The organism is Hoeflea sp. CAU 1731 (assembly GCF_039888615.1).
Classification (GTDB): domain Bacteria; phylum Pseudomonadota; class Alphaproteobacteria; order Rhizobiales; family Rhizobiaceae; genus Flavimaribacter.
Genome location: NZ_JBDQQS010000042.1, coordinates 1 through 3878 on the forward strand (window position 1 = coordinate 1; position 3878 = coordinate 3878).

The window sequence follows — 3878 nt, forward strand, 5'->3', positions numbered from 1 at the left end:
GAACCCCACGGCTATCTGTCAGGTATCCTGACTGCAATTGCACAGGGCCACAAACAGGCCGACATCAACGAACTGCTTCCCTGGAACTACGCAAAGACCCTGTGACCGGCGCACCGCTTACGAAGGGTCACGAAACCATCAATCTCGAACAAGCGGAAGCAAATCTTCAACGCATCAACAAGAATCTCCGAACTACATTTATCAATCTAAATCTCACGGACGAAGAATTAGTTACGCTTCGCGATCGATTGCTAGGAATTGGCGGCCATGAGGATCGGCAGGCATTTGAACCAGCAAACCGATCGCTTCGTCGAATATTCTCCAATGGTAGTTTCGAATTTGGAGGGCGTTTCTATGGCGGTTGGTGGCAAGGGATTCCCGGTGAGCTAAGACGTTTTATTGAAATTGATGGAGCGATTACGCGTGAGATCGACTACTCATCCATGCAAGCATCATTAATGTACGCAATGGTTGGTGAAGCACCATTGGAAGACGCATACAGGGTTGAGGGATGGCCTGACGGGGTGAGACCGTACGCCAAGAAGGCGTTCAATCAGCTGCTAAACAGCGATGAGACATCCAGAAATCCAAAGCAATGGCACCGGTTCGCGCCTAACCTAGATCCTGAACCTTTGCCCCGTGATTGGCAGCAGCTAACAATTCATCAAAAGAATCAAGCAAGGCACAAAGCATTCGAAGATATGTTCGAACGCCGCTACTTTGATCTCCTCCACGATTTAAAGGAGATACACCAGCCAATCGACCACTACTTCTTTTCCAAAGCATGGGGAATGGTGCAACGCTTGGATTCCGATATCGCCGAAGAGGTTATGATTAAACTATTCACTGCGGAGTTTCCGGTCACGGCACTACCTATCCATGATTCCTTTATTGTGCGTAGAGACGGTGAACAGATTCTCGAACGCACGATGAAAGATGTATTCGAAGAGAAGATGGGCGTCCAATGTGACGCGAAACTGTGTGAGGCTGTTTACGATCCAGTCGATGGTGAAGAACGACCTCGATTAATCAACATGGCGGACTTATTCGATGAAACTAAAATAGATTTGGAAGAGCGAAGGACATATCATACGCGAGAGTATGAATGGATTTCAGTCCATGGATCGCTTTAACTCGTCGTAATCTACTTCGATTCTATGGCATGGTTCGTCTCCGTTCGGATGCTCCGACGAAGCCATGCGACATAGATAATAATGCGTCTTTATCCGTCGTTGATCATTTTCTGGCGTTCCATTCCGTAGAATATCCCCCCCTTACTGGACCTCGATAATTTCTTATCGCACTTCAATGGGTGATTTCATGTTCCTCACTGGATCATCGCAATTCTCGTACCAATATTTTTTTAAATCTCCCAATTGCGAAACCTCTTTAGAAACAAACGTCAAGGCATCCTCTTCCCATTCATCGAGAAGCGATTTTGGAGTTCCAAGGTAAGAAAAAAAATTAGAAAGTATTTCCTTCATTCGCGGTTCCAAGCCTGTTTGATTTCCGATGTAGTTGCAGAGGTAAATCATAGGAATTCTGCTCTCGCCGGGGTTCCTGAATTCCATCGTGTCATAGTGTGGCGGTTCATGTGGTCTCAGCCTTAAACGTATTAATCGCAGCCTCATTTCACAAATATTCTCACGCCACACGTCAATAGGTTCGCGGCCATCCATAGTTGTCGCAATGAAATTGACCGAATCGCTTTCCCACCTGTCCATTTTGTCCGGCGTTACGCCAGTGCCAATCATCAGGTCGATAATCAGTTCTTGTGCATCAGGATCAAACTCGTATTTCTCTGCTAGGTACCCGCAGAGCAACATGGCGGGTACATCGCTTTGACCGTCGCTGAACTCCGGTGTCTGAAATTCTTGGGCAAGAGTTCCCTGAACGTAGAGTTGAGTGAACAGCGACAAAAGTATGCCCACCTTTTTAATCGACGCCATGAAAGTGGCTCTCCCGTGTTTGATCAACCATCTTTCATTCGTTGTTCAATTTCTCATAGGTGACAGTCCCACTGAGATTGCCCCTTCAACAACAGTATAAAAGTAGTCTGAGGTCTTTATTGTAGGACTGTAGTCCGTGTTTTAATTGTCTACAAGGTGATCGGCTTCGTCCATGGATGGACAGGCCCTCGTCGCTCGGAATCTGCGAAAACTCAGAGTTCAACGGATGCTCTCGCAAGAGGCCTTAGCCGTCGATGCTGGCATTGATCGAACCTATGTCTCACGTATGGAACGAGGGTTAGAAAACCCCACCATCAATGTATTATCCAAAATAGCAAAAGCTCTCGATGTGGAGTTGGCTGACTTCTTTTTGCATCCAGCTGAGAATGAACCTCCGCCAAGCCCACTTCCCAAAGGAAGAAAAGCTCGGCGATAGCTTCCGACTATTTTTATGTTTTCAATCCAACAAGTTCAGTACATCCCGAACATTCAAATGTGTGTACCTCTGCACACTCCGACTGTCCCGGTGACCGCTCACCATCATTATCTGTGCTTGATTGAAGCCTTTTCGAGCTACCATTGTGATCCGGCTGTGACGCAGTTGATGCATTCTTACATCAGCGTCCATTCCAATGGCATTTCTAGTCCTTCTGAGGGCCGTAGAAACCGCGTGAGCCGTTACAGGATACAACCTGTCATTGGGACACGAACAGCGCTCAGAGGCCATCCTGAGTAGTTCTAGAGCACGTCTACTCAAAGGCACCGATCTATCGCCCGTTTTGCCATCTATAACCAAGGCGATGCGATCTTCGAGATATAGATGCTTGCACTGTAATTTTACGATTTCACCCCGTCTCATCGCAGTCTCGTAGGCCAGCTCGACAATTTCTCCCATGACAGGTGACAAGCGTTCAATAAGCTGGCGGAGTTCGTCTGGTCGAATGACTCGGTTCCTTGGTTTGCTGGCGGGCGGCATTGCAAGTTCCTCGCAAGGCGAGGGATGCTCTTTAGGATCGAGCAATAATTCTCGATGTGCCCACTTAAAAATACGATGAATGAGTTGCAATTCATCTCGACAAGTGACGGAAGCCACAGTCTCCAAACGAGATAGTCGATACCCGTTGACATCCTGCTTCGTGATTTGTCGCATATCCTCCGGCAACCGGCTTGATATAAGCCCGATCCGATATAGGGTGATCTTCTGTGAAGGGCGACCTTTCAGGATTGTCGCACAATACCGTTCCCCTGCAGAAGCAAAGGACAAGTCCTGACGCCTGCCGAAAGCATTTTCCTCACCGGCTTCTCTTGTACGGGCGAAGGCGATCGCTTCGTCTTCAGTGTCAAAAGTACGGCTGATTGAAGATAGCTTTTTGCGTCGAATTTGAACGTTGAAACGCCCGGAAGCTAACTGCCTGATGCTGGCCATTCACAGTCTCCTTTGTGAAAGGAGGCTGCAAGTCATTGAATATTATGAGATTACTCTCACGTTGACATCGTAGGGGTCACTGGTTCAATCCCAGTCACGCCCACCATCTTTTCAAAGACTTAGCGGGTTTTTACGAAGCTACCGGCTGGTTCACGTGAACCAGCGGGGCCAATAAGTCATAAAAAATAGCAAAACCAAAACCAGGCCTGTAGACTCATATTCCGTTGGATGTCTTCAATACCAAGGGAGTGCAAAAAACGCAGTTTGTGAAAAACCAATCGCTTAACCTGCGGCAAACGACAGAAACTCCACGATATGTTCCGTAGTTTCTGTCAGGTTTCTGTCACGATGCCTAAACTTGGTATTGACAAACATTCCTCGTTCGGGACGAGGGGGTCGGAGGTTCGAATCCTCTCACTCCGACCAATTTTTTCAGGGTCCATTCTTGTCACATGGTTTACATTTGATACCGGAGAGATGGTTTACACTTTCTCCGGTGCGAA

The 3878-nt window shown here is 47.5% G+C and carries 5 protein-coding genes; 3 read left to right on the forward strand and 2 right to left on the reverse strand.

Annotation, left to right across the window (positions count from 1 at the left end):
- Both AAFN47_RS27930 and AAFN47_RS27935 read left to right on the forward strand, forming a co-directional pair.
- On the forward strand, positions 1-105 hold a 105-nt coding region (locus AAFN47_RS27930), incomplete at its 5' end, for a transposase domain-containing protein (RefSeq protein ID WP_499812239.1).
- Positions 102-1133, forward strand: a complete 1032-nt coding sequence (locus AAFN47_RS27935) for a hypothetical protein (protein WP_499812467.1) — start codon at positions 102-104, stop codon at positions 1131-1133. The genes AAFN47_RS27930 and AAFN47_RS27935, both read left to right, overlap by 4 nt.
- 162 nt (positions 1134-1295) lie before the next feature.
- Here the strand turns inward: AAFN47_RS27935 and AAFN47_RS27940 are convergent, their stop codons facing one another.
- Positions 1296-1949 carry a hypothetical protein gene (locus tag AAFN47_RS27940; RefSeq protein ID WP_499812468.1) on the reverse strand — a complete coding sequence of 218 codons (654 nt, stop codon included), beginning with the start codon at positions 1947-1949 and terminating at the stop codon, positions 1296-1298.
- Positions 1950-2121: 172 nt separating this feature from the next.
- Between AAFN47_RS27940 and AAFN47_RS27945 the strand changes: the two genes are divergently transcribed.
- The gene (locus AAFN47_RS27945; protein WP_499812469.1) at positions 2122-2385 is read left to right on the forward strand and encodes a helix-turn-helix domain-containing protein; all 264 of its coding nucleotides are present in this window, start codon (positions 2122-2124) and stop codon (positions 2383-2385) included.
- Between the two features lie 21 nt (positions 2386-2406).
- Here the strand turns inward: AAFN47_RS27945 and AAFN47_RS27950 are convergent, their stop codons facing one another.
- Complete coding sequence (locus tag AAFN47_RS27950; RefSeq protein WP_499812470.1) at positions 2407-3375, reverse strand: tyrosine-type recombinase/integrase; 969 nt, start codon at positions 3373-3375, stop codon at positions 2407-2409.
- Positions 3376-3878: the final 503 nt, after the last annotated feature.

Bases quoted from the DNA above. Each gene is read 5' to 3' on its own strand.
- AAFN47_RS27950 (WP_499812470.1), bottom strand. From the start codon at position 3,375: ATGGCCAGCATCAGGCAGTTAGCTTCCGGGCGTTTCAACGTTCAAATT.
- AAFN47_RS27945 (WP_499812469.1), top strand. From the start codon at position 2,122: ATGGATGGACAGGCCCTCGTCGCTCGGAATCTGCGAAAACTCAGAGTT.
- AAFN47_RS27940 (WP_499812468.1), bottom strand. From the start codon at position 1,949: ATGGCGTCGATTAAAAAGGTGGGCATACTTTTGTCGCTGTTCACTCAA.